General features: G+C 69.4%; 21 protein-coding genes and 1 tRNA gene. 6 read left to right on the top strand and 16 right to left on the bottom strand.

Annotation, left to right across the window (positions count from 1 at the left end):
- Positions 1-11 precede the first annotated feature (11 nt).
- The 16 genes from AC1DVI_RS13940 to hisG form a co-directional block, all read right to left on the bottom strand.
- Positions 12-1,091: a ParA family protein gene (locus tag AC1DVI_RS13940; RefSeq protein WP_476958471.1), complete on the bottom strand. Its 1,080-nt coding sequence runs from the start codon at positions 1,089-1,091 to the stop codon at positions 12-14.
- A gap of 132 nt (positions 1,092-1,223) precedes the next feature.
- On the bottom strand, positions 1,224-2,009 hold the full coding sequence (locus tag AC1DVI_RS13935) for a galactosyltransferase-related protein (RefSeq protein ID WP_476958470.1): 786 nt from the start codon (positions 2,007-2,009) through the stop codon (positions 1,224-1,226).
- Positions 2,006-4,492, bottom strand: a complete 2,487-nt coding sequence (locus AC1DVI_RS13930) for a tetratricopeptide repeat protein (RefSeq protein WP_476958469.1) — start codon at positions 4,490-4,492, stop codon at positions 2,006-2,008. Before AC1DVI_RS13930 ends, AC1DVI_RS13935 begins: the two co-directional genes overlap by 4 nt.
- A 10-nt stretch (positions 4,493-4,502) precedes the next feature.
- Positions 4,503-5,225, bottom strand: coding sequence for a hypothetical protein (locus AC1DVI_RS13925; RefSeq protein WP_476958468.1), 723 nt, complete (start codon positions 5,223-5,225; stop codon positions 4,503-4,505).
- Positions 5,226-5,244: 19 nt separating this feature from the next.
- On the bottom strand, positions 5,245-6,222 hold the full coding sequence (locus tag AC1DVI_RS13920) for a glycosyltransferase family 10 domain-containing protein (protein WP_476958467.1): 978 nt from the start codon (positions 6,220-6,222) through the stop codon (positions 5,245-5,247).
- Positions 6,223-6,388: 166 nt separating this feature from the next.
- Positions 6,389-6,464: transfer RNA gene (locus AC1DVI_RS13915), tRNA-Phe, on the bottom strand.
- 98 nt (positions 6,465-6,562) lie between these two features.
- Positions 6,563-6,748, bottom strand: coding sequence for a DNA gyrase inhibitor YacG (gene yacG, locus AC1DVI_RS13910; protein WP_454017151.1), 186 nt, complete (start codon positions 6,746-6,748; stop codon positions 6,563-6,565).
- Positions 6,749-6,751: 3 nt separating this feature from the next.
- Positions 6,752-7,993: a ribonuclease E/G gene (locus AC1DVI_RS13905; protein ID WP_476958466.1), complete on the bottom strand. Its 1,242-nt coding sequence runs from the start codon at positions 7,991-7,993 to the stop codon at positions 6,752-6,754.
- Entirely contained in the window at positions 7,990-8,595 is a 606-nt protein-coding gene (locus AC1DVI_RS13900; RefSeq protein ID WP_476958465.1) for a Maf family protein, read from the bottom strand. The genes AC1DVI_RS13905 and AC1DVI_RS13900 overlap by 4 nt, the downstream gene beginning before the upstream one ends.
- Before the next feature lie 56 nt (positions 8,596-8,651).
- Positions 8,652-8,870 carry a translation initiation factor IF-1 gene (gene infA, locus AC1DVI_RS13895; protein WP_014198195.1) on the bottom strand — a complete coding sequence of 73 codons (219 nt, stop codon included), beginning with the start codon at positions 8,868-8,870 and terminating at the stop codon, positions 8,652-8,654.
- Between the two features lie 142 nt (positions 8,871-9,012).
- On the bottom strand, positions 9,013-10,080 hold the full coding sequence (locus tag AC1DVI_RS13890) for a lysozyme family protein (RefSeq protein WP_476958464.1): 1,068 nt from the start codon (positions 10,078-10,080) through the stop codon (positions 9,013-9,015).
- A 110-nt stretch (positions 10,081-10,190) separates the two neighbouring features.
- The gene (locus tag AC1DVI_RS13885; RefSeq protein WP_476958463.1) at positions 10,191-12,497 is read right to left on the bottom strand and encodes a hybrid sensor histidine kinase/response regulator; all 2,307 of its coding nucleotides are present in this window, start codon (positions 12,495-12,497) and stop codon (positions 10,191-10,193) included.
- A 135-nt stretch (positions 12,498-12,632) separates the two neighbouring features.
- Positions 12,633-13,094: an arsenate-mycothiol transferase ArsC gene (locus AC1DVI_RS13880; protein ID WP_476958462.1), complete on the bottom strand. Its 462-nt coding sequence runs from the start codon at positions 13,092-13,094 to the stop codon at positions 12,633-12,635.
- Between the two features lie 16 nt (positions 13,095-13,110).
- Positions 13,111-13,593, bottom strand: a complete 483-nt coding sequence (locus AC1DVI_RS13875) for a UPF0262 family protein (RefSeq protein WP_109070988.1) — start codon at positions 13,591-13,593, stop codon at positions 13,111-13,113.
- Complete coding sequence (gene hisD, locus AC1DVI_RS13870; protein ID WP_476958461.1) at positions 13,590-14,897, bottom strand: histidinol dehydrogenase; 1,308 nt, start codon at positions 14,895-14,897, stop codon at positions 13,590-13,592. Before hisD ends, AC1DVI_RS13875 begins: the two co-directional genes overlap by 4 nt.
- Complete coding sequence (gene hisG, locus AC1DVI_RS13865) at positions 14,881-15,615, bottom strand: ATP phosphoribosyltransferase (protein WP_476958460.1); 735 nt, start codon at positions 15,613-15,615, stop codon at positions 14,881-14,883. The genes hisD and hisG overlap by 17 nt, the downstream gene beginning before the upstream one ends.
- A gap of 528 nt (positions 15,616-16,143) precedes the next feature.
- Here hisG and AC1DVI_RS13860 point away from each other — a divergent pair.
- The 6 genes from AC1DVI_RS13860 (at position 16,144) to AC1DVI_RS13835 (ending at position 21,456) form a co-directional block, all read left to right on the top strand.
- Positions 16,144-16,344 (top strand): hypothetical protein, encoded by a 201-nt coding sequence (locus AC1DVI_RS13860; RefSeq protein ID WP_014198188.1) that lies wholly within the window; start codon positions 16,144-16,146, stop codon positions 16,342-16,344.
- A gap of 73 nt (positions 16,345-16,417) precedes the next feature.
- Positions 16,418-17,197, top strand: a complete 780-nt coding sequence (locus AC1DVI_RS13855; RefSeq protein ID WP_476958459.1) for a MetQ/NlpA family ABC transporter substrate-binding protein — start codon at positions 16,418-16,420, stop codon at positions 17,195-17,197.
- Positions 17,198-17,279: 82 nt separating this feature from the next.
- Positions 17,280-18,950 carry an acyl-CoA synthetase gene (locus tag AC1DVI_RS13850; RefSeq protein WP_476958458.1) on the top strand — a complete coding sequence of 557 codons (1,671 nt, stop codon included), beginning with the start codon at positions 17,280-17,282 and terminating at the stop codon, positions 18,948-18,950.
- Positions 18,947-20,011, top strand: a complete 1,065-nt coding sequence (locus tag AC1DVI_RS13845) for a methionine ABC transporter ATP-binding protein (protein ID WP_476958457.1) — start codon at positions 18,947-18,949, stop codon at positions 20,009-20,011. Before AC1DVI_RS13850 ends, AC1DVI_RS13845 begins: the two co-directional genes overlap by 4 nt.
- Positions 19,977-20,645: a methionine ABC transporter permease gene (locus AC1DVI_RS13840; RefSeq protein WP_149472059.1), complete on the top strand. Its 669-nt coding sequence runs from the start codon at positions 19,977-19,979 to the stop codon at positions 20,643-20,645. Before AC1DVI_RS13845 ends, AC1DVI_RS13840 begins: the two co-directional genes overlap by 35 nt.
- A 10-nt stretch (positions 20,646-20,655) precedes the next feature.
- Positions 20,656-21,456 carry a MetQ/NlpA family ABC transporter substrate-binding protein gene (locus AC1DVI_RS13835; RefSeq protein ID WP_051140568.1) on the top strand — a complete coding sequence of 267 codons (801 nt, stop codon included), beginning with the start codon at positions 20,656-20,658 and terminating at the stop codon, positions 21,454-21,456.
- Positions 21,457-21,461 lie beyond the last annotated feature (5 nt).

The following is a 21,461-nucleotide window of genomic DNA, read 5'->3' as shown; positions in this document are numbered from 1 at the left end:
CCGCCGAGAGATCACCCCCCCAGGCCGGCCAGCACACCGCCCAGAAGCGGCTGGCCGAACAGCGCGCCAAGAGCGAATCCGACGATCAGCCCGACCGCCGCCGCGACCAGCGCCCGGCCGCCGCCGCCTTTGGGCGCCTCCGCTCCCGCGCCGCGCCCGTTGCCGCCGCCCGTGGACTCGTCGCCCTCGTCGGGCGCCGCCGCGCGGCGGGCGGKGTAGGAGGAGTCGGTGTCGGCGTGCCACGCGCGAATGCGGTCCTGCGCCGGCTTCAGCTGCTCATCGGTCGGGGAGGAGCCGCGGCCGTGAACGATCTCCCAGCCCAGCGCCAGGAAGCGGGTGGTCGTCCGCCCCTCCGGGCTGAAGATCGCGGCGGGCATCCGGCGGTAGGTCGCCTTGACCACGTCCACGTCATAGGGGATCGCCGTGCGGAACATCAGCTCCGGGAATTCGGAACGCAGCAGGGTCAGCGATTCGCGCCCGACCTCATCGTTGGTGATCGACAGCATCAGGATGCCGGCCACCGACAGGTTGGGGTTCATGCCCTTCTGGATGTGCTCGACCACCGACAGGGTGCGCTTCAGCCCGTCCAGCGCGTAGCGCCCCGGGAAGACGGGAAGCACCAGCCGGTCCGACGCCGCCAGCGCGCCCGCCGCCAGATGGCCGAGCGCCGGCGGGCAGTCGATCACCACGTAATCCGGCGGGTTGCGCGAGAAGTGCAGCGCCTTGCGCAGGCCGCGCTGCGAGCCGCCGCGGGCGTCCAGCGCGTGTTCCAGCGAATAGAGCTTCCGCGCCCCGACGATCATCGACAGCCCGTCGAAGCTGGTCGGGGTGATGGCGTCCTCGACGAAGGTGTCCTGGCTCAGCAGGTCGTTGATGCCGACGCGCGCCTTCTCCCGCAGCAGGAAGTTGCTGGTGGCGCTGCTCTGCGGGTCGAAGTCGATCAGGACGACGCTCTTGCCCAGCGCGGCCAGCGCCAGGGCGAGGTTGACGGAGGTGGTCGTCTTGCCGACGCCGCCCTTCTGGTTGTACACCGCCAGGATGGTCGGCTGCCGCGTCTCCGGCGCGTCGAAGACGTCTTCGTGGCTGGTCATGTCCATTCCGCTTCGTCGTTTCGCGGGTGTTCGTCCTGCGGGCCAAGAGCCGCCGAAAGCGGCGCACTATACGCATTGGAACGTGCCGGTGTCTTCCCGCAGATGCGCCGGCGTCCCTTAAAGGTAACAGCCTCAGCGTGCCTTGAAGGCCGCCAGCTGGCCGGGCAGCGGCGCCATGGTCAGGCGGACGCGCACGATCTGCCACCGCCCCTCGGCGCCGGGATGGGTGCCATCGCAGGGGCGGCGGTCGAGGATGTCGAAGGACAGGCTGGACAGGCCGTCCTCCTCCGGGATCGTTCCGCCGGCCCAATTCGCCTGGAAGACCCGCTTGTTGACCCGCGAGATGGGCGAGGCCGAGGCGTCGGGGTTGAAGCCCTCGTTGTCGTGGTCCAGCGGCGCGAACCGGCCGGGCCGCCGCGCAGTCGGAATGCGGCGCGAGCGGATGCGCAGCGACAGGTCGAAATCCTCGTAGCCCCAGCCCCAATAGGCGTTGGAATAGCCATCGATCCGCCGGAACACGTCGTTCGGCATCAGCAGGACGCCGCCCATCGTGCTGTCCAGGTCGGTGGTCACCGTCTGGTCCGAGCGGCCCGGCGCCACCGGCCGCTGCTCGGCCCCGAAGGACAGGATGGGGGTCGGCCGGTCGACCCAGGAGTAATCGGCGTCCACGGGCAGATAGTCGATGTCGTGCAGGCAGGTGTAGCCGCTCTCCGCCTCGCCCAGCAGGAAGCCGACATTCTTGATGGCGCCCCGGTTGAAGGGCAGCCCGGCCTCCTGCTCCACGATGGTGACGCTGTAGTCGATGGGATCGGGGAGCGTTGCGAAGTAAGCGCCGACCCGCGGCACGAAGTCCCGCAGATGCGCCGCGCGGTCGCGGTAGGGCACGACGATGTGAAGCCGCCGGTCCGTGATCGTCATGGCCTGTCTCCTGCGGGTCCGAATCGTTGCCAGATGGTCCGGTAGGCGTCCTCCAGATCGCGGGCGAAGCGGTCGCCGTCGAACAGCGGGCTGGCCGTTCGCGCCGCCGCCAGCTGCGCCTTCAGCCCGGCCAGCCGTGCCCGATCGCGGGCGAGGTCCAGGGCCAGCGCCTCGTAGGCCGCCGGCGTGTCCGTCACCAGTTCCGGCAGTCCCACGGTTTGCAGAAGACTGGCCGCCACCCGCCCGGCAAAGGTGGCGCCACGGCAGGTCACCACCGGAAGCCCGGTCCACAGAGCGTCGCTGGCCGTGGTGTGGGCGTTGTAGGGCAGCGTGTCGAGGAACAGGTCGGCCAGCCGGTGCCGCGCCAGATGCTCCGCCAGGGCGCGCGGAGGCGCGAAGACGAGACGTTCCGGCGCCACCCCGCGGGCCGCCGCCTCGCGCCGCAGGTTGCCGGCCACCAGCGGGTTGCCGGCGTAGAGCCACAGCACGCTCCCCGGCACGGCGTGGAGCAGCCGCGCCCAGACGTCGAACACAGCGGGCGTCAGCTTGTAGGGGCTGTTGAAGCAGCAGAAGACGAAGCCGTCCTTCGGCAACCCGCAATCGGCGCGCGACGGGGTGCGCTCCGCGATGGCGCGGTGGCGATCGTTGGGCTGGTAGCAGTGGGGAAGCCGAACCACCGCCTCGCTGTAGAAGCCCTCCTCGCCCGGCGGGATGGTCACCGCGTCGGCCAGGATCACGTCGATGAAGTCCGCCCCCATGGTGCCGGGATAGCCCAGCCAGTTCACCTGCACCGGGGCGGGACGCGCCGCCAGGATCGCCGTGCGGGCGAAGGCCGTGTAGCCCTTCAGGTCCACCAGGATGTCGATGCCGTCGGCGGCGATGGCTTGCGCGGCGTCGCGGTCGGAGCGGTCGCGCAGATCCACGAAGCGCTCGACCGCCGTGGTCAGTCGGCGGCGCATCGGGCTGCCGTCGTCGATGCCGGTGGAATAGGCGGCGACGGCGAAGCGCGTCCGGTCGTGCCGCTCCAGAAGCTCCGCCATCAGATAGGCGGTGGCGTGCTCATGGAAATCGGCGGAGAGGTAGCCGATGCGCAGGCGCCCGCCGGCAGGGACGGCAGGCCGGGCCACCGTCGGCACGCCGCGCGCCTTCTGCCGCGCCCAGCGCTCCGACGCCGCCCGCTGGTCCGCCGGGGTCGTGTCCACCGCCAGCAGGCCGAAGGGCGGCACACCCAGCGCCCCGGCGCGCATCCGTCCGATCAGGTCGCGTTCCAGCGCCGGCAGGTCGCGCCAGTCGCAGGCGTGCCTCTGCTGCTGCACCAGCTGCGCCAGCGCCGGGTTGTAGGCGGGGGAGAGCCGGCGGACGCGGCGGAGGGCCTCGATGGACGGCGCGATCCGGTCCGCCAGCGTCGCGGCGGCGGCCAGATCCTCCCAGCCCGCCGATTCGCCGGGGTCGAGCGCCACCGCCCGGCGCAGCGCGTCGAGCCCGGCGTCCGGCCGCAAGGCGCCGGTCAGCGTCTGGCCGAGAATCCGCCACGCCACGCCATGGTCCGGACGCCGTCCGATCGCGCCGCGCAGCACCGCCAGGGCACCCACCGTGTCGTGCAGGCCGCGCAGCTCCGCCGCCAGATTGACCGCCGCCTCCGGGAAGTCGGGCTGGAGTTGAAGAACCGTCCGGTACTCCGCCACCGCCGCCTCCCGCCGGCCGGCGGCGGCGAGCGCGTTGGCGAGGTTGTGGCGCAGGGCGGGATCGTCGGGCACCAGCCGCACCGCCACCGCGTTCATCCATACCGCCTCGGCCCAGCGACCCGCCGCGTGGGCGGCGTTGCCCAGCAGCATCCAACCATGCCGGTCCGCCGGATTCAGCGCCGCCATGCGGCGGCCGATCCGCGACGCCTCGTCCCGGCGCCCGGCGGCCAGGGCGAGAACGCCGAGATTGTTCAGGGACACCGCGTGCTCCGGATTGCGCGACAGCGCCGCGCGGTAGGCGGTTTCGGCCTCGCCGGTCCGGCCCAGAGCGTCCAACGCGACCGCCAGATTCTTCCAGGTACCGGCGTCCTCCGGCCGGTGGCGCAGGGCCTCACGGTAGGCCGCCTCCGCCGCGCCGGGTTGGCCCTGCTCCTGAAGCGCCACGCCCAGATTGTTCCACACCTCGCCCAGACCGGGGCAGGCCACCAGGACGGCGCGGTAATGCGGCTCGGCCTCCACCGGACGCCCCTGGGCGTGAAGAGCCAGCGCCACCCCGTAATGGGCGTCGGGGGAGTCGGGCGCCAGCTTCAGCGCCGCGGCGTACACCGCCCCCGCCGGCCCCCATTGCGACAGGCCGGCCAGCAGGCCGCCGAAATCCAGATAGATGTCCACGTCCCGGCACAGCGCCAGCGCCTGCTGGAACAGCGCCACGGCCTCGCGGACGCGGCCTTCGCGCTGGGCGACGACGGCCTGCCGGTGCAGAGCGGCGGCCCGTTCGGCGGTTTCGGAAAGGTCCATGGGCTCCCCCTCAATCCCGCTGGCGGGTGTGCAGCAGGATGCGCGGAATCTCCGGCGGGCGGCGGTCGTCGCCCCATTGCGAGATGTCGGGGATCGTGCTCACCCCGCGGCGGCGGGCCAACAGGCTGAGGATGCTCTGGTCGTGCCGGTGGTCGCGGAATTCCGGGTAGTCGGGCTTGCCGCACTCGTTCGGCGCGTCGGTGAGGATGCGCTCGTCCTGGGCGAAGCGCAGCCATTCGGAGACGAAGGCGATGGTTTCCGGCGTCCGCTCGCAGACGATGAAACTCGCCAGGATCTGGGTGGCGTCGGTGTATTCGGGCCGGTCCAGCCGCATGAAATGGAAGCAGTCCCGCTTGGTCCAGCCGCGGTTCTTGAACGCGTCCTGCAGCGTGAACAGCAGGATGGGCAGGTCGCGCCGCTCCCGGCAGAGGTCGATCACCGGGTCGGCGCGGTGCACGAAATGGGCGCCGCTGTCGCAGTAGAACAGCACGTCGCCGTCCTTCAGATGGTCGCGCAGCAGGGTCCAGATGGCCCAGGGCTTCCACAGCCAATAGCCCGCGCCGCGCGGCTGGTCGAGGATGAAGCGGTTGCGCTCGACGAAGGCCGGGTCGATGTGCCCGCGGCCCAGCATGGCCACAGAGTCGAAGCCGCCGATTTCCATCCCGCTCCGCGCGTTGCGCTTCTGCGCCGCCAGAAAGGCTCCGTCCGCGTAATTCAGAAGCACCCGCGCCATTCCGCCTCCCCTCCGGCCCTCACAGCCGGCTTTCAATCCAGTCAGCGAGGCGGTAGGCGTCGAAATGGAACTCCTCCGTCCCCAGGAAGGGCGCCACGGCGCGGTGGGCGCAATAGGCGTCGTAATCGTTGTCCACCGCCAGGATGTGCTCCACCGCCTCCTCGTCCGTGGCGAAGCGCGACACGTCGATGAAACTGCCGGCCGCCACCTCCCGCTCCAGGTCGGGATCGCCCCAATAGAGCGGCACCGCCCCGGCCTGGAAGACGTCGAGGATCTTCTCCGTCAGATAGCCGGGATGGCTGGCGTTCTCGAAGGCGAAGGCGAAGCGGTAGCGTTCGAAGACGCGGATCTTCGCCAGCCAGCCCATCTTGACGACGCTGCCGGTGTTGTTCAGGTGCCAGCCCACCGAATCGACGCGCCGCCGCCCGTCCAGCGCCGGGAAGAAGCGGTTGCGACGCTCCCCGTTCGGGTTCTTGTAGAGGAAGGCGCAGAAGTTGCGCTCCGCGAAGGCCGCCCGCGACGGCGGCGACGGCGGCAGGACGGGCGAGCAGAAATACGGCACCGCCCCCTCCCGCATGTGCTCGTAGGCGTGCATGACGTAGAGCGGCAGGCGGTAATGGCGCGGGTCGTCGACGCGGTCGAACGACACCGCCATGTCGAAGCCGTCCAGCGGCGGGCGGACGTTCTCCCCGGTGAAGAACAGGGTGCGCCGGCTGCGCGCCTCGCGGTGCCGCCCGCCGAAGACCGACACGATGGCGAGGTCGCTGTCGTCCTCGACCACCGACAGGTCGAAGCGGCTGGATAAAATCTCGATGAAGAAGTTCGTGCCGGAGTCGAACTCCGGCCAGAAGTCGTGGAAGGCCAGCTTCAGCCGCGGCTTGCCGCCGCGCCGTCCGCGGTAGGGACCGTGCAGCAGGAAGCGGTCGAGCCGCTCGGGATCGCCGCCGGGCTTCGCCAGGAATTCCTCAAGAAACGCGCTTGTCCGCTGATCGAGCATCCCGCCATCCGTGCCGGATCGTTGCGCGACGCACGATACGGTCGCCGCGGCGGGAACGCCACCCCTTCCACGCGGTCAACGGGTCGGGTGGAGCGACGCGGACAACAAAAAACGCCCCGCGAATGACGGAGCGTTCGAAACACCACGATCCCGTAAGGGAATGAAGTGGTGCCCAGGGACGGAGTCGAACCGCCGACACGGGGATTTTCAGTCCCCTGCTCTACCAACTGAGCTACCTGGGCACCGAGGCCGCGGTGGAGACCGCGGCGCGTCGAGGCGCGCTTTGTAGGCAAATTCGCCGGGCCTGTCCAGCCCTAAAATGCAGAAATCCGCCGCCCCGTCACTCCCGCTCGTCGGCCTCCTCGGCGTCCGGACGGTCGGGGCTTTCGATGCGGTAGACGCCCCCCAGCCAGCGCGACAAATCCACGTCGGCGCAGCGCTTGGAGCAGAAGGGCTTGGTCTCCTCCGCCGCCGGGCGGCCACAAATCGGGCAGGCTTTCTCAGAAGGCTTCTGGTTGTCGTTCATCGCTCAATCCTCCGCCGCTGCCCTGCGGCCGGCACCCAGCAATTCAGCCAGAGCCGTGCCGCGCCGGGCGCGGGTCATCTCCACCAGACCCAGCTTGGACAGGCCATAGACCTGGGTCTGCGCCGGGTCATCCTCCACCGCGCGGGACAGGGCGTTCAGCAACCGTTCGGCGTCGCCCCGGTTGCGCATGTTGACGAAATCGACGACGACGATCCCCCCGGCGTTGCGCAGGCGCAGTTGCCGGGCGATCTCCGCCGCCGCCTCCAGATTGACATCCAGCGGGTTGCCGCGTTCCCCCGCGTTGACGTCCACGACGGTCATCGCCTCGGTCCGCTCGATGACCAGCGACCCACCTCCGGACAGCGGCACCCGCGTGCCGAGCAGCGTGTCAATCTCAGCGTCGAGATCGCGCAGGTCGAACAGCCGCTGCCGACTGTCGGACGGCGTGGCGAGCAGGCGTGCGTCGAAGGGCTCCACCCGCCCCTCCAGGTCCGGCGCGCGGTCGGCGCACCAGTCGGCGAGGTCGCGGGCCAGAGCCGCGTCGTCCACGATGATCCGTGACGGAACGCCCCCCCCATGCTCGATCAGCGCACGGCGCGGCGCGTCGGGGCCGGTCAGCAGCAATGAGGGTCCGCCGCCCCGCTCCGCCGCGTCGCGGATCGACCGCCACGCCAGATGCAGCGCGTCCGACTCCGCGGCCAGCAGTCCGTCCGGGGCGGTGGCGGCGCCCGCCCGAACGATCCAGCCGGCGCCGGGGGCGATGTCCTGGATGCGGCGGGCCAGTTCGGTGCGCTCCGGCCCGCTGCCCAGCCGCTTCGACACCGCCACGTCGCGGCCCAGCGGCGCGTGCACCAGGAAGCGGCCCGGCAGGGTGATGTCCATGGTCAGGGACGGCCCCTTGGCCCCGGTGGCGTCGGTCTTCACCTGCACCAGCACGGTCTGGCCGGTGCGCAGCAGGTTGCCGATCCGCTCGCCCTTGGCCTTCGGACGCCCCTGCGGCCCGCGGGCGTCCAGCGCCGAGAGCAGGCCGGACTTGCCGGTGCCGAGATCGACGAAGGCGCCATCCAGCCCCGTCGCGATGCGCTCCACCCGGCCGAGAAACACATGGCCCAGCAGGGACGGACGCTCGGCATGGTCGATGTAGAGGTCGGTCAGCCGCCCGCCGGTGAGCACGGCGGCCCGCGTCAGCGGACCGTTGCGGTCGATCAGGATCTCCGATCCGCTCCCGCCCGCCGGGCCGCTCACGGCAGCGGGAACCCCGCGCCGCGCAGCAGCGCCGCCACCTCGAACAGGGGCAGCCCGACCACGTTGCTGTAGGAGCCACCGATCCAGCGGACATGGGCCGCCGCCCGGCCCTGGATCGCGTAGCCGCCGGCCTTGCCCTGCCATTCGCCGCAGGCGATGTAGGACTCGGTCTCCTCGTGGGACAGCGACTTGAAGGTCACGTCGGTGCGCACCAGCCGATCCGACCGGCGCAAGGCCTCGCCTTCGCCGGTGGGCGACAGAAGCACGACCCCGCCGAACACCCGGTGCCGCCGCCCGGACAGCAGGCCGAGGCAGGCGCGGGCCTGTTTCTCCTCCTCCGCCTTGGGCAGGATGCGGCGGCCGCAGGCGACCACCGTGTCGGCCGCCAGCACGAAGGCGCCGGGATGGCGCGCGGCCACGGCTGCGGCCTTCTCGCCGGCCAGACGCAGCGCGTGCTGGGGCGGAAGCTCCCGCGGCAGGGGCGACTCGTCGATGTCTGCGGGGTCGACCGCGTCGGGCACCACGCCGATCTGGCGCAACAGGTCGAGCCGGCGGGGCGAGGCGGACGCCAGCACGAGCCGGTGGGTGGTTTCGGTGCTCATAACGCGGGGAGAATGGCCGACGGTGGAAACCGGTTCAACGCGGGAAACCGGTTCAATCACTTGAACCGGAACGTGATCCGGCCCTTGGTCAGGTCGTAGGGCGTCATCTCGACGTTGACGCGGTCACCGGCCAGCACGCGGATGCGGTTCTTGCGCATCTTGCCGGAGGTGTGCGCCAGCACTTCATGCTCGTTGTCGAGCTTCACACGGAACATCGCGTTCGGCAGCAGCTCGACGACGGTTCCGGAGAACTCGATCAGATCTTCCTTAGCCATAGCCCCTTAAGTCCGTAACAGTTTCGAGGCAATAACTGACCTCCCGAAGCCGCCCGGTCAAGGGGGATTCCACCGGGGGCGGTGAGCCTCCGGCGTGGGGGTTGGCCAAAGCCTTCCAGATGGGACGGAAACAGCCGGCGGTTCAGCCGAACGGGTTTCCGTCGCCGTTTTCATACTCCGACGCGCCGTCCGCGTCCATGCCCGCGGTGCCGCCGAGCGCCGCCGACTGGAAAGAACTGAGCGGCGACGGGCCGCCGTCAAGCCGGACACGGGGTTCCGCGGCCTGCGCGATGCGCTCGAACATCTCCTTCTGGTCAGTGTCCATGCGCCGCGTCAGCCGCGCGACGGTCTCCGACGCGGTGAGTTCCCGGCCCGAGGCGCGGTCGTAGAACAGGCCACGGTTGCTCCGCGCCGCGGCGGGCAGAAGCTCCGCGGCGGCCGCCCTGGGCGACGACTCGGCGGCGCGGAGCAACTTGGCGGCCCCGCCCACCCCCAGCACATAGGCGATGCGGCTCTCGGTCTCCGACACCGGGCGCTTCAGCCGCTCCTCCAGCCGGTCGCGCCCCTCGGACAGGTAGCGCGCGGCCATGCCGGCGGACAGGTCGACATCGTGGCGCAGCGCCAGGATTTGGCGGCGCACCGCCGGGTCCTTGACCGAGGGGATGCCGTTGCGGCTCTGGATCGCGCTCGCCAGTTCCCCCTGGCCGTAGGCGGCGCCATGGCGGCGGAACAGGTCCAACCACGTCCGCTCCAGGAACTGGAACGGACCGGCGGCGGAGCTGGAGCGGTTGCGGGCCGCCGGGTCCAGGCCGCTTTCCTGGGTCGCCTGGGCGAGGATGGCGGTAAAGCTGTGGCCCGACAGGCCGGCGACCTGCTGGGCCGCCAGAATCACCTGCCCGGCGGCGGGGTTGCCGGCCAAGGCGGTGCTGATGGCCGTCGGCTGCTGGGCGGAGACCGTGGCGGCGTCGGGCTTGCGGGTGGGAAACGGCACACGGGTCCCATCGGCAAGCTGGATCGGTGCCTCCGGCTTCGTCGTCGGCAGGGGCGGAACCTTCTGTCCGTTGGCCAGCCGCCCGCGCGGAACCGGCTGGACCTCCGCCAGCGCGCTTTGGAACGACCCGCCCGACGCGGCGCCAGCCGAGGATGGTAACGCGGGGACGTCCGGCTTGCGCTCGGGAATCGGGGCGAGTGGAGGCAGCGCGACCTTCATGGAACACCGGAACCGTCAAACCGGAACCGCTCTGGCGGAACCCTTCACCGCAGCTTTAGCACAAAAGCCTTAATTTTTCTTAATCATTGACCGGATCATGGCGGCGGGCCTCAATTGCCCGGCGTGTCGGCCATGCGGAAGGGGCCAGGATCAACCGCCGTCCGCCGCCCCTCGCCGTTCCAATGGTCGACGGCGGCCAGAAGGCGGCTTTTTTCCAGGGGCTTGGCCAGATGGTCGTCCATGCCGGCCTGCCGGCAACGCTCCACCTCCACGGCCAGCACGCCCGCCGACAGGGCCAGGATCGGGATGCGGCCCAGCGGGCCGGGAAGCGCCCGGATGCGCCGCGTCGCCTCCAGCCCGTCCATCACCGGCATCTGCACGTCCATCAGCACGAGGTCGTAGGCGCGCTCCTGCACCGCGGCCACGGCGGCGGCGCCGTCGGGCACCGCGTCCACATGGTGCCCGGCCCGGGCCAGCATGGCGATGACCAGATCGCGGTTCATCGCCAGATCCTCGGCCAACAGGATTCGTGCGCCGCGGCTGGACGGTTCGTGCTGATGCAGGGCGCCACCGTCGTGGTCGTCCCGCTCCGGGGCGCTGGCCGGTTTCAGCGGCAGGCTGAACCAGAAGGTGCTGCCGACTCCGGGACGGCTTTCCACACCGATCTCGCCGCCCATCAGTTCCACCAGACGGCGGCAGATGGCCAATCCCAGCCCCGTGCCGCCGCGCCCGCGCTCCAACTGGCTGAAGCGCTGGAACAACTCGCGCTGGCGGTCTTCGGGCACGCCGATGCCGGTGTCGCTGACGGTGAAGGTGTAGCGGCGGGGGCCGGACTCGTCGCCCATGGCCTTGACGGTCAGGCGGATGCTGCCCGTGTCGGTGAATTTCACCGCATTGCCCAGCAGATTCAGCAGGATCTGGCGCACACGGTCGGGGTCGCCCAGCACATAGCCGCGCGCCGCCGCTGAGACGGACGTGTGCATCTCCAGACCCTTCTGCTCGGCGGTCAGCCGCACGATGGCCTGGCAGCGGTCGGCCAGATCGTCCAGCCGGAACGGCACGCAGACCAGATCCAGCTTGCCCGCCTCCAGCTTCGACAGGTCCAGAACGTCGTTGATGACCGTCAGCAGGGAGCGCCCGGCGTCCCGCACCTGGGAGGCGTAGCGCCGCTGCTCCGCCGTCAACGGCGTCTCCATCAGCATGTCGGCAAATCCGATCACACCATTCATCGGCGTGCGGATCTCGTGGCTCATGGTCGCCAGGAAGTCCTCCTTGGCGCGGCTGCCGGCGCGGGCCTCCTCCATGGCGGCGCGCAGTTCCTGCTCACGCCGCTTCAGCCGGCCCGACATGTCGTTGAAGGCGTTGGCCACCAGCCGGATCTCGTCGGGAGCGCCGCGAGCCTCCACCATGGTCCCGACGTCGCCGGCGCCGATCCGGGTCGCCGCTTGGCTGAGAACGCGCATCCAGCGCAGGACCGAGGCATGAAGCAGCGACCAGAGCGCCGCCACGCTGAACAGCCCGGCGATGCCGAGCAGGACCAGCCCGCGCAACAGGTCGCGCTGCGCATCCGCCACGATCGGTCCGGTCGGCATGCCCACTGCGAAGACGGTATCGGTTTCCGGAGAATGGCGGAAAGCCCAGATGCGGGTGCGCCCGTCGGCGCTTTCGCTTTCGAACACGCCGCTGCCCTCGGCCAGCATGCGCTTGATGTATGGGAAATCCCCCAGACTGCGCCCGACCCAGCCTTCTGGATCGGGCTGGCGCGCGATCAGGACCCCGCGGCGGTCGAGCACCAGGATGCGCGCGTCGTCCTGCTTCGTCACCTTCACCAGATCGGTCAGCCAGGCGAGATCGATCGCCACCCCCAGAACCCGCTCGACCTCACCGTTCGCCAGCACCGGCTGCACGGCCAGGATCAGCGGCTTTCCCGACCGCTTGCCGATCACCACGTCGCTCAGCACGAAGGATTTGGTGTCCAGCGCCCGCTGGAAATACTCGCGCTCGCGCAGGCTGATGCCGGAACCGGGGCCGGTCGTGTCGCAGATGATCAGGCCGTTCGGGTCGGTCACCCACACGCCGGTGGTCCAGCGGTGCTGCCGCGGCATCGGCGCCAGCGTGGCGACGCACGAGTCGGTGCTGCTGTGGTCGGCATCGCGGATCGCCGGCACCAGGGCCAGAACGCTCAGCAGGTTCCGCGCCTCGCCGATCAGGTCGCGCTGGCGCTCCACCCCGTCCTCGGTCAGGTGCCGGGCCAGTTCCCGGGCGCTGCTCAGGCGCTGGTCGAGCTGCTGGTCGAAGAAATACAGTGCCCCGGCCAGCGGCAGGGCCAGGGACGCCAGAACGACGCCCATCAGACGCAGACGGAGACTCCGCAGGCCGGTGACACGAAACAGGCGGGACGGTAAACCGGCGAGCATCACGCGAAGAACCTCTCAAGGACCTCTAGAGACTAGGCGGAGGTGCGCACGTCATTCGATGATTCATCTCAATACCACCTCAACCCATCCTTGAAAAAGGACTTCACAAAATCCCGTCGCCGAACTGGCGGACGATCACACCGTCGGACCGCGGGACAGAGGAAACCGCTCCTTGACCCTGCCCAGCAGCCCGTCCCGCACCTTGCGGTAGGCGTCCAGCATCGCCTCGCGGTTGCCGTCCACAAGGGTGGGGTCGAAGGTGTTCCAGAACTCCACCTCGCAGGCCATCGTGCGGGTCATCTCGATGGCGCGGTGCTGCGCCTCCGGCGACAGCGACACGATCAGATCGAAATTCGTGTCCTCCAGATCCTCGAAGCTGCGGCAGCGGTGGCGGGACAGGTCGATGCCCATCTCCTCCATCACCGCCACGGCGAAGGGATCGACCTCGTCGCCCTCGCGCACGCCGACCGAATCGACATAGACGCGCGTGCCGTGGAAATGCCGCATGATCGCCGCCGCCATCGGGGAGCGGATCATGTTGTAGGTGCAGGCGAACAACACGCTCGTCACGGGGAGCGGTTGCAGCACCGGGGCCATGCGCCGCCCGACCCCGTCAGCCGCGGATGTGGAGGACGCAGATCAGCGTGAACAGCCGACGCGCCGTCTGGAGATCCATTTCGACCTTTCCGGCCAGCCGTTCGCGCAGCATCTCCGATCCTTCGTTGTGCAGGCCACGGCGCCCCATGTCGATCGCCTCGATCTGCGAGGGCGTGGAGCGCTTGATCGCCTGATAGTAGCTTTCGCAGATCAGGAAATAGTCCCGGACGATGGACCGGAAGCCGGTCACCGGCAGGGTGATCTTGTCCAGCGCGCTGTCGTCGTCGCGCCGCACGTCGAAGACCAGCCGGTTGTCCTCGATCGACAGATGCAGATGGTAGGGGCCGCAATCGGCGTGGTCGCAGGGGCAGAACTCGTTGTCTTCGAGCAGGTCGAAGATGGCAACCGCGCGCTCGTGCTCCACCTCCGGCTTGCGCCGGATCACGGTCTTCTCGTCGAGCGTCACGTGGACGATGCGGCGGTTGCCCTTGGTGCTCACCCCTGACCTCCCCCCGGCAGGCGCAGCGCCACCGACAGCGCGTGCGCGTCCAGACCCTCCGACCGGGCCAGCGTCACCGCCGCCGGGCCGATCGCCTTCACACTGTCCGCGTCGCAGGCGACGAAGGTCGTCCGCTTCATGAAATCCAGCACGTTCAGGCCGGACGAGAAGCGCGCGGAGCGCGCCGTCGGCAGGACGTGGTTCGGGCCGGCGACGTAATCGCCGATGGCCTCCGGCGTGTAGCGGCCGAGGAAGATGGCCCCGGCGTTGCGGACCTTCGCTGCCAGAGCGTCGGGGTCCTCCACCGCCAGTTCCAGATGCTCCGGCGCCAGCCGGTCGATCAGGGCCGGCGACTCGGCCAGCAGGTCGCGCACCACGATGATGGCGCCGTGTTCCCGCCAGCTTTCCCCGGCGATGGCGGCGCGCGGCAGAGTCTCCAGATGCCGGTCCACCGCCGCCGCCACCGCGTCGGCGAAAGCCGGGTCGTCGGTGATGAGGATCGACTGGGCCGAGGTGTCGTGCTCCGCCTGGGACAGCAGGTCCATGGCGATCCAGGCGGGATCGTTCCGGTTGTCGGCGACCACCAGGATCTCCGACGGGCCGGCGATGCTGTCGATGCCGATGGTGCCGTAGACCAGCCGCTTGGCGGCGGCGACGAAGGCGTTGCCGGGGCCGACGATCTTGTCCACCGGGGCGATGGTCGCCGTGCCGTAGGCCAGCGCGGCCACCGCCTGGGCGCCGCCGATGCGGTAGATCTCGGTGATGCCGCAGCGCTTGGCGGCGGCCAGGACCAGCGGGTTGATCGCCCCGTCCGGAGTCGGCACCACCATGACGATGCGCTCCACCCCGGCGACCTTGGCCGGCAGGGCGTTCATCAGGACGGAGCTGGGGTAGGACGCCGTGCCGCCCGGCACATAGAGGCCGGCGGCACCGACCGCCGTCCAGCGGGCGCCCAGCCGCACGCCCTGGGCGTCGCGGTAGTCCGTCGTCTCCGGCACCTGCAGGCGGTGGAAGCTCTCGATGCGCTCGGCCGCTGTGTCGAGCGCGCGCAGCAGGTCGTCGTCGCACTGCCCGACCGCCGCGTCCACCTCCTCCTGGGAGATGCGCAGGGTGGCGGGGGTCAGCGTCTGGCGGTCCCAGCGGGCGGTGTAGTCGATCAGCGCCGCGTCGCCGCGCTTGCGCACGTCGTCGATGACGCCGGCAACCAGGACCTGCACGTCCTCGCTGGCCTCGCGCTTGGCGTGCAGCAGACCCTCGAAACCGTCGGCGAAGCGGGGGTCCTGGGCATCAAGCCTGACGGGCATTCACAGCCTCCCGGAAGCGGTCGATCCAGCCGGAGATTTCCTCGGGCCGCGTCTTGAAGGCGGCGCGGTTGACGATGAGGCGGGAGGTGACGTCGGCGATGTGCTCGATCTCCACCAGCCCGTTCGCCTTCAGCGTCGAGCCGGTGGACACCAGATCGACGATGCGGCGGCACAGGCCGAGGGTCGGGGCAAGTTCCATCGCGCCGTTCAGTTTCACGCACTCCGCCTGCACCCCGCGCGCCGCGAAATGCTTCCTGGTGACCTCCGGGTATTTGGTCGCGACCCGCACGTGGCTCCAACGCGACGGATCGTCGCTCTCCCCCAGTTCGACCGGCTCGGCGACCGACAGGCGGCACTTTCCGATGCCGAGGTCGAGCGGCGCGTAGATTTCCGGATAGTCGAATTCCATCAGCACGTCGTTGCCGGCCACGCCCAGATGGGCGGCGCCGAACGCGACGAAGGTCGCCACGTCGAAGGACCGGACGCGGATGATGCTGAGATTCGGGATGTTGGTCGCAAAGCGCAGGAGCCGGCTGTCCTCGTCGTCGAACGCCGCTTCCGGCTCGATGCCGGCATGGGCGAGCAACGGGCGCAGCTCCTTCAGGATGCGTCCCTTGGGCAGGGCCAGAACCAGCGGCTGACTGGCCGACACGTTCGACGACGCATCGGCCGGCGTGCTGGGCGCCGGCGCGCCAAGAGCACGGGTATCGGCGGGCAAAGAACTCTCCTCGGGCTGAACCGCTGCCCGGATATACCACATTCCGCGCCGCCGTCACGGTCTTAGGAGGCATAAGTGCGGTGCAGGGCGGCCTTGTTGGTGCCGATCGCCGTCCGTGCCCCCACGCTTCACCTGCCGGCAAATTCAACATAATGAAAATGTCCTATGCGCATTTTCACAAATCAACTCTCATTTTCCGCCTTGACCGAATGCCCATCGACATTGTAGATAAATCCCCGGACGCCCAAGGGGGGCGCCCCGCGGCAATTTGATCGCCAGCTTGCGCCGCGTCACCAAACGCTAAAGCGCCACGATACCGGTCGTGGAACTCTGACAGGAGTGACCGGAATGACCATGATGCCCCTCACCTCCCCCGCCGATCGGACCGGCACTGCGATGGGCCTGTGTTGCCGAATGCGCAACGCCTCGTGTCGCCGCTGACCCCAGCGCGCCGACCCGTTCCGTCCAGCATCCGATCCGCATGAAGCCCGCGCGCCGCAGCGCCGCGGGCCGAGGGAGAACGCCGTCATGAGCACCTCCAACGCCTACGCCATTGAAGTTCAGGGCCGGTCCGCCGGCATCGTCGTCGCCGGCCAGGGCGGCTTCACCTTCTTCGTGTCCGACTGGTCCTTCAAGGACCTGGACCGCAAGACCTTCCGCAACGTCGGGCAGGCCGAGCGCGCCGCCAAACAGTTGGCGGCCCGGCGCTCCGGCGTGCGGCGGCGCTGATCGCGCGGCTGCATTTCACACGCCTCCATCGCTCGACCAAGCCATTCCACACCACGCATAAAGGACTTGTTCCGTGAAAGCCTTTCTGACGTCCCTTGTCACCGCCGCCCTGCTCACCGTCTCCACCGGCGCCGGCGCCGCGGCCCTGAAGCTCGGCGTGTCCGCCGGCCCCTATGGCGAGATCCTGGAATACACGGCGAAGATCGCCGCCAGGGAGGGCCTGAAGGCGGAGGTGATCGAGTTCACCGACTGGAACATGCCCAACGCCGCCCTCCAGTCCGGCGACATCGACGCCAACAACTTCCAGCACCAGCCCTTCCTGGACAACCAGATCAAGCAGCGCGGCTACGACATCGTGCCGGTCGCCAAGAGCATCGTCGTGCCGATGGGCATCTACGCGAAGAAGGTGCAGTCGCTGGCCGACCTGAAGGAAGGGGCCAGCGTCTCCATCCCCAACGACCCGACCAACGGCGCCCGCGCGCTGTTCCTGCTGGCCAAGGCCGGGGTGATCGGGCTGAAGGACGGGGCGGGGCTGAACACCTCCATCGCCGACATCGCGTCCAACCCGAAGAAGATCAAGTTGGTGGAGTTGGACGCCGCCCAGCTTCCCCGCTCGCTGGACGATGTGGATGCCTCGGTCATCACGCTGAACTACGCGGTCCTGGCGGGCCTGACCCCCAAGACCGCCCTGGTGCTGGAGGACGACCAGTCGAAATGGCACCTCGTCTGGGCCGTCCGCAAGGATCGCGCCGAGGACCCGGCGATCAAGCGCTTCATCGAGCTGTACCGATCCGCCGAGGTGCGGGACTTCATCAACACGCGCTTCAACGGCACCATCATCCCGACCTGGTGAGCGCTGTCCGCCGATTCCCTCTCCCGTCCCGGGAGAGGGGATTTGAAGGCCAGAAAACTCCTCCTTTCCAGGAAGCTCCGTCATGACCGGCCCGTTCAGCCGCACCGCCTCGATCTATGACCGCGACCTCGCCCCCGATCCCGCGAACCACATCCCGCTCAGCCCGCTCAGCTTCCTGAAGCGCGCCGCGAAGGTCTATCCGGACAAGCCGGCCATCCGCCACGGCCGCCGGACCATCACCTACGCCCAGTTCCACGACCGGGTGCGACGCTTCGCCGGGGCGCTGCTGCGGGCCGGGGTGAGGCGCGGCGACACGGTGTCGGTGCTGGCGCCCAACGTCCCGGCGCTGCTGGAGGCCCATTACGCGGTGCCGTTGGCCGGCGCGGTCCTGAACGCGCTGAACACCCGGCTGGACGCCGCGGCCATCGCCTTCATCCTGGACCACAGCGAGACGCGGCTGCTGATCGTGGACCGCGAGCTGTCCCCGGTCGCCAAGGCCGCGCTGGCTCTGACCGAACGCCCGGTCACGGTGGTGGAGATCGCCGACAAGCAGGCGCCCGACGCCCCGTCGCTGGGTGCCGTGGAGTATGAGGACTTCCTCGCCGCCGCCGACCCCGCTCCCTGGCGCGGGCCGGACGACGAGTGGCAGGCCATCGCGCTCAATTACACCAGCGGCACCACCGGCAATCCGAAGGGCGTCGTCTACCACCACCGCGGCGCCTATCTCAACGCGCTGGGCAACGCCTTCACGCTGAACGTCCGGCCTGAGAGCGTCTTCCTGTGGACCCTGCCGATGTTCCACTGCAACGGCTGGACCTACAGCTGGGCGGTCACCGCCGCGGGCGGCACCCATGTCTGCCTGCGCCGGGTGGAGCCGGCGGCGATCTTCGACGCCATCGCGGAGCTGGGCGTCACCCATTTGTGCGGCGCGCCGATCGTGCTGAACATGCTGATCCACGCCCCGGCGGCGGTGCGGCGGCCCGCCCCCCGCCAGGTGATCGTGGGGACCGGCGGGGCCGCTCCCCCGTCCGCCGTGCTGGCCGGCATGGCGGCGCTGGGCTTCGAGGTTGTGCACATGTACGGGCTGACCGAATGCTACGGCCCGGCCACCGTCTGCGCGCCGCAGGACGGCTGGGAGGATCTGGACGCCGACGGGCTGGCTCTGCAGTTCGCGCGGCAGGGGGTGAACCACGTCGCGGTGGAGGACGCGACCGTGCTCGACCGCGAGACCGGCCGGCCGGTCCCCGCCGACGCCCAGACCATCGGCGAGATCGCGCTGCGCGGCAACACGGTGATGAAGGGCTATCTGAAGAATCCCGCGGCGACGAAGGAGGCGCTGAAGGACGGCTGGTTCCGCACCGGGGATCTGGGCGTGCTGCATTCCGACGGCTATATCGAGGTGAAGGACCGCAGCAAGGACATCATCATATCCGGCGGCGAGAACATCTCTTCCCTGGAGGTGGAGGAGGCGTTGTACCGGCACCCCGCCGTTCTGGAGGCCGCCGTGGTCGCCCGTCCCGACGACCGTTGGGGCGAGAGTCCCTGCGCCTTCGTCACGGTGAAGCCCGGCGCGGAGCGCCCCTCTGAGTCCGACATATTTCAATGGTGCCGCGACCGCATTGCGCACTACAAGGTGCCCCGCACCGTCGTGTTCAGCGATCTGCCGAAGACATCGACCGGTAAAATCCAGAAGACCGTCCTGCGCGACGCCGCCCGCGATCTGGGCGCGCGTCGGGAGGCCAAGAGCGTATGATAACCTTCGAACAGCTTCAGAAAACCTATCCGTCCCGCGGCACCGGGCAGCCGGTCCAGGCGCTCGCCGACATCGACCTGACCATCGGGCGCGGCGAGATCTACGGGATCATCGGGCGGTCGGGCGCCGGCAAATCCACGCTGCTGCGCACCGTGAACCTGCTGGAGAAGCCGACCTCCGGCCGCGTCCTGGTGGACGGGGTGGACGTCACCGCCCTGTCGCCCCGCGCGCTGCGCGAGGCGCGGCACAGCATCGGCATGATCTTCCAGCACTTCAACCTGCTGTCTTCGCGCACGGTGTTCGACAACGTCGCCCTGCCGCTGGAACTGGCCGGGGTGGCGAAGGCGCAGATCCGCGCGACGGTGGAGCCGCTGCTCGACCTCGTCGGCCTCACCGACAAGCGCGACCGCTACCCGGCGGAGCTGTCGGGCGGGCAGAAGCAGCGCGTCGGCATCGCCCGCGCGCTGGCCAGCAAGCCCAAGGTGCTGCTGTCCGACGAGGCGACCTCCGCCCTCGATCCGGAGACGACGACCCAGATCCTCCATCTGCTGGCCGACATCAACAAGCGGCTGGGGCTGACCATCGTCCTGATCACCCACGAGATCGCCGTCATCAAGGAGATCTGCCACAAGGTGGCGGTGATGGAGAACGGGCGGATCATCGAGCAGGGGCCGGTCTTCGACATCTTCGCGCACCCCAAGCACGAGACGACGAAGACCTTCGTCGATCCGGTGATCAACCGCGGCATCCCGGAGTCCTTGCGCGCCCGCCTGTCGGCCACGCCGGTTCCGGGATCGAACATGGTGCTGCGCATCACCTTCACGGGGGAGCGCGCGACCTCCCCGGTGATCAGCGCGATCAGCCGCAAGCTGAACCTGGACCTGAACATCTGGCACGGCCAGATCGACGAGATCCAGGGCGCGCCCTTCGGAACGCTGGTGGTGGAGGCCATCGGCAACCCGCAGTCCATCGAGGCGGCCATCAGCCTCCTGAACGTCAACAAGCTCGGTGTCGAGGTGCTCGGTCATGCTGTCCCCGGAAATCTACGCGCTGCTGTTTAAGGCGCTTCTCGACACGCTCTACATGGTGGCGGTGTCGGGCCTTCTGGGCACGGCGCTGGGCCTTCCGCTGGGCGTGCTCCTGGCCGTCACCGGCCGGGGGGAGCTGCTGCAGAATCTCGCCTTCAACCGGATCGCCGGCGTGCTGGTGAACATGACGCGCTCCACCCCCTTCATCATCCTGGTGGTGGCGATCATCCCCTTCACCCGGCTGATCGCCGGCACCTCCATCGGCACCGCCGCGGCCATCGTGCCGCTGACGGTCGCCGCCGTGCCCTTCATCGCCCGCATCGTCGAGGGCGCCGTGCGCGAGGTCGACCGCGGCCTGATCGAGGCGGCGCAATCCATGGGCGCCACGCCCTTCCAGATCATCCGCAAGGTCCTGCTGCCGGAGGCGATGCCCGCCATCGCGCTGGGCCTGACGCTGTCGGTGGTCAGCCTGATCGGCTATTCGGCCATGGTCGGCGCGGTCGGCGGCGGCGGGCTGGGCGATCTCGGCATCCGCTACGGCTACCAGCGCTTCCTGCCGGAGGTGATGCTGGCCGTGGTCATCGTGCTGATCGTGCTGGTGCAGATCGTTCAATCGACGGGCGACTGGATCGCCCGCCGCGTCAACAAACGCAACCTGAAGTCCTGAGGAGTTGGAGATGTTCCGTACCCGTGTGCTCGGCGCGGCCTTTGGTCTGGTGGCCGGCATCGCGACCCTGGCGACCGCCGTCGGCGCGTCGGCCGAAGCCCTGAAGATCGGCGTCACCCCCGGCCCGCACGGCCAGATCCTGGAGAAGGTCAAGCCGCTGGCCGCCAAGGAGGGCCTCGACCTGACGGTGCTGGAGTTCTCCGACTACGTCATCCCGAACCAGGCGCTGTCGCAGGGCGACCTGAACGCCAACTCCTTCCAGCACCAGCCCTACCTGGACAATCAGGTGAAGGACCGCGGCTATGAGCTGGTCAGCGTCGCCAAAACGGTGATCTTCCCGATGGGCGTCTACTCGAAGAAGGTGAAGAGCCTGGACGAGCTGCCCGACGGCGCCAAGGTCTCCATCCCCAACGACCCGACCAACGGCGGCCGCGCCCTGCTTCTGCTCCAGGCCAAGGGGCTGCTGAAGGTGAAGGAGAGCGCCGGCCTGAAGGCCTCGCCGCTCGACATTTCCGAGAACCCCAAGAAGCTGCAGATCCTGGAACTCGACGCCGCCCAGCTTCCGCGCTCGCTGGACGACGTGACCGTGGCGGTCATCAACACCAACTTCGCCATGGAATCCGGCCTGGACCCGAACAAGGACGCCATCGCCCGCGAGGCCAGCGAGAGCCCCTACGCCAACGTCATCGCCGTCCGCAAGGTCGACCAGGACAAGCCGTGGGTCGCCACGCTGGTGAAGGTGTATCAGAGCGACGAGGTGAAGCAGTTCATCCTCGACCGCTTCAAGGGCGCCGTGGTTCCGGCCTGGTAATCGCC

This window comes from Azospirillum sp. P4_B5, from assembly GCF_056402275.1.
The sequence above is the reverse complement of the archived record's forward strand: the minus strand, read 5'-3'. Positions and strand labels throughout refer to the sequence as shown.

Coding starts and splice junctions, on each gene's coding strand:
- AC1DVI_RS13935 (WP_476958470.1), bottom strand. CDS start 2,009: ATGACGATCACGGACCGGCGGCTTCACATCGTCGTGCCCTACCGCGAC.
- AC1DVI_RS13930 (WP_476958469.1), bottom strand. CDS start 4,492: ATGGACCTTTCCGAAACCGCCGAACGGGCCGCCGCTCTGCACCGGCAG.
- AC1DVI_RS13925 (WP_476958468.1), bottom strand. CDS start 5,225: ATGGCGCGGGTGCTTCTGAATTACGCGGACGGAGCCTTTCTGGCGGCG.
- AC1DVI_RS13920 (WP_476958467.1), bottom strand. CDS start 6,222: ATGCTCGATCAGCGGACAAGCGCGTTTCTTGAGGAATTCCTGGCGAAG.
- yacG (WP_454017151.1), bottom strand. CDS start 6,748: ATGAACGACAACCAGAAGCCTTCTGAGAAAGCCTGCCCGATTTGTGGC.
- AC1DVI_RS13900 (WP_476958465.1), bottom strand. CDS start 8,595: ATGAGCACCGAAACCACCCACCGGCTCGTGCTGGCGTCCGCCTCGCCC.
- infA (WP_014198195.1), bottom strand. CDS start 8,870: ATGGCTAAGGAAGATCTGATCGAGTTCTCCGGAACCGTCGTCGAGCTG.
- AC1DVI_RS13890 (WP_476958464.1), bottom strand. CDS start 10,080: ATGAAGGTCGCGCTGCCTCCACTCGCCCCGATTCCCGAGCGCAAGCCG.
- AC1DVI_RS13885 (WP_476958463.1), bottom strand. CDS start 12,497: ATGCTCGCCGGTTTACCGTCCCGCCTGTTTCGTGTCACCGGCCTGCGG.
- AC1DVI_RS13880 (WP_476958462.1), bottom strand. CDS start 13,094: ATGGCCCCGGTGCTGCAACCGCTCCCCGTGACGAGCGTGTTGTTCGCC.
- hisD (WP_476958461.1), bottom strand. CDS start 14,897: ATGCCCGTCAGGCTTGATGCCCAGGACCCCCGCTTCGCCGACGGTTTC.
- AC1DVI_RS13860 (WP_014198188.1), top strand. CDS start 16,144: ATGAGCACCTCCAACGCCTACGCCATTGAAGTTCAGGGCCGGTCCGCC.
- AC1DVI_RS13850 (WP_476958458.1), top strand. CDS start 17,280: ATGACCGGCCCGTTCAGCCGCACCGCCTCGATCTATGACCGCGACCTC.
- AC1DVI_RS13845 (WP_476958457.1), top strand. CDS start 18,947: ATGATAACCTTCGAACAGCTTCAGAAAACCTATCCGTCCCGCGGCACC.
- AC1DVI_RS13840 (WP_149472059.1), top strand. CDS start 19,977: ATGCTGTCCCCGGAAATCTACGCGCTGCTGTTTAAGGCGCTTCTCGAC.
- AC1DVI_RS13835 (WP_051140568.1), top strand. CDS start 20,656: ATGTTCCGTACCCGTGTGCTCGGCGCGGCCTTTGGTCTGGTGGCCGGC.